This is a genomic window from Elioraea sp. (assembly GCF_051860475.1).
Taxonomy (GTDB): domain Bacteria; phylum Pseudomonadota; class Alphaproteobacteria; order Acetobacterales; family Acetobacteraceae; genus Elioraea.
This window is the reverse complement of the sequence record NZ_JBHYDW010000263.1, coordinates 1-2,364: the sequence shown is the minus strand read 5'-3', so window position 1 is coordinate 2,364 and position 2,364 is coordinate 1. Positions and strand designations below refer to the sequence as shown.

At 72.5% G+C, this 2,364-nt stretch carries 3 protein-coding genes; all 3 read right to left on the bottom strand.

Translation table 11 applies throughout. The features are described from left to right. Positions 1-133 precede the first annotated feature (133 nt). A complete protein-coding gene (locus ACTIFU_RS23430) occupies positions 134-784 on the bottom strand; it encodes a hypothetical protein (RefSeq protein ID WP_439580741.1) in 651 nt (216 codons plus the stop codon). 4 nt (positions 785-788) lie between these two features. Further along, positions 789-1,652: a nucleoside phosphorylase gene (locus ACTIFU_RS23425; RefSeq protein ID WP_439580740.1), complete on the bottom strand. Its 864-nt coding sequence runs from the start codon at positions 1,650-1,652 to the stop codon at positions 789-791. A 4-nt stretch (positions 1,653-1,656) separates the two neighbouring features. Next, positions 1,657-2,364, bottom strand: a 708-nt coding sequence (gene selD / locus ACTIFU_RS23420) for a selenide, water dikinase SelD (protein ID WP_439580739.1), incomplete at its 5' end; no start/stop codon positions are given.

Below are 2,364 nucleotides of genomic sequence, written 5' to 3'. Positions count from 1 at the left end.
CGGTCGGGCAGCGCCGGCGCGCCGGCGGCGTCTCCAAGGTGTCGGGCAACCTGCGCGCCTCGCTCGCCGCCGCCTGGAGCATCGTCACGACCTTCCTCAGGCTCGCGCGCGAACTCCGCCGCGCCCGGAGCGCTCAGGACGCGAGCGCGTAGAGCCTCCCAAGCCGGCCCCTCAGCCAGGACGGCGGGCTGCGCCGGAACGTCGCGTCCAGCCCGAGGCTCCGCCCGGCGTTGTGCACGATGAACAACCCGAGCGTGAACACCATGAACCAGAACAGCCACGGCCACTCGTGCGGGTGCAGATAGAGCCCGAGCCAGAGATGCAGGACGAACAGGATGCCGACGGCGGAGGAGAGCCGCACCGCGACGCCGAGCATCAGCGTGACTCCCATGAAGAGTTCGGCCAGGAATACCGGTGCCTGGAACAGCGGCAGCCAGGGCAGCATGACGTCGCGGACGATCGCGCGGTGGAACTCGAAGGCGGCGTGTTCGGCGAGCTGCTCGGTCCAATGGAAGAAGCCGGGCGAGCGCGGCAGCGGCAGCTTCCAGAGCGCGCCCTGGAACCACATCGCCCCCATCATCATGCGGAACAGCCAGGTGACCGCGTGCGCCGCCGTGCGCTGCGCCGGGTCGGCGCGCCACTCGCGCACCGCGATCGCGATCGAGCCGGCGAGCAGGCCGAGGAACAGGACCGTGACGATCCAGCGCCCGAAGCCGAGACCCACCTGGTCCGGCTGAGCGCCGATCAGGAACAGCCAGACGTCGTAGAATGGGTTGGTGCGCATTGCCTCACTCCTGCCGCTGGGCCAGGGCCGCCGAGCGATCATCGCGGAAGGCGCGCGCCGTCGCCGCGAGCACCCGCAGCGCCGCCGCCGAGCCTTCGGCCTCGCCCTTCTCGAAATCCCCTTCGATGCGGCCCATCGCGTTGGTTACGTGCGCGAAGCACACCACCGGCCGTGCAAAGGCGGCGGCGAAGGCATAGAGTGCAGCCGCCTCCATCTCCACCGCGAGACAGCCCTGCGCGCGCGCCGCCGTGATCGCCGTCTCGGTCTCGCGGAACGGTGCATCGGTGGTCCAGGTCGTCCCCTCACGCAGGATCATGTCGGGCGCTTCTGCGCGGAGCCGTGCGGCGATCCGATCGAGCAGATCGGGCAGCGGCGCCTCGGCGAAGGTCGAGGGCGGCAGGTAGTGGTGGCTCGTGCCCTCGTCGCGCAGCGCGCGCCGGATCAGCACGAAATGGGGCGGTGCCGGCAGATCCTCGGCGATCCGACCCGAAGAGGTGATGCTGACCAGCAGCCGGCAGCCGGAGACGAAGGCCTGCTCGGCCACCAGCACAGCGTAGGGCGCGCCCACGGCGCAGCCGACCGCGCCAACGGGGCCGACGCCGGCCAGCTCGAAGGCCACCATCTCGGAGTGGTAGCAGGCCCAGCCCTCGTGGCGCCGGGCCACGCCGCGTCGTGTCAGGGAGCGCACGATATCGCCGTCCGGGTCGAGCAGGCAGATCGCCGGCACGGACGCGTGCGGGACGTTGCGCTGGCGTCGCGCCTCGCGCAGCAGCGCCTCGGGGCGGAACACCGACGGCGCGTCGTAGCGCTTCGCCGCGAGCAGCGGCGTAGGCGCGGTCTCGGCGGGACTGCGCAGCGGCCTGGACACGGCGTCAGACGCTCCGTGCAGGCTCGGCAACGCTCCGGACATCGGTGGCCTCGGGCACCGTGCGGTCGGCCAGCGGGTTGCCCTGCTCGTGCAGCACGATCGGCTCGAGTGCGTCGGAACGCGGCTCGACCCGGCCGATCACCGCCGCGTGGACATAGCCTGCGGCATGCAGCGCGGCGAGGCACGCCTCGGCGCGCTCAGCCGGCACGCCGGCAAGCAACCCGCCCGCTGTCTGCGGGTCGAACAGCAGCGGATAGAGCGGCAGCGCCTGCGCCGCGGCGAGGTCGCGCACGGCCCGGCGCAGGCGCACGTTCTGCGGCTGAAGCGAGGAGAACACGCCGTGCGCCACCGTCTCGCGCGCGCCATCGAGCAGCGGGATGCGCTCCAGCACCAGCTTTGCGTCGACCGCGCTCGCGCGCGTCATTTCGACCAGGTGGCCGAGCAGGCCGAAACCGGTGACGTCGGTCGCGGCGCGCGCGCCATGCGCGGCGAGGATCGCGCCGGCGCGGCGGTTCGGGACGCACATATGCGCGAGCGCGGCCTCGACCCAGCGCGCGCGTGCCAGCCCACGCATCTGCCCCGCCAGCAATGTGCCGGTGCCGATCGGCTTGGTCAGGATCAGCGCGTCGCCCGCCCGCAGGCCCTCCTTGCGCAGGATGCGGTCGCGCGCGACCAGGCCGTTCAGCGCGAAGCCGAGCGAGAGCTCCGCGCC

Coding starts and splice junctions, on each gene's coding strand:
- ACTIFU_RS23430 (WP_439580741.1), bottom strand. CDS start 784: ATGCGCACCAACCCATTCTACGACGTCTGGCTGTTCCTGATCGGCGCT.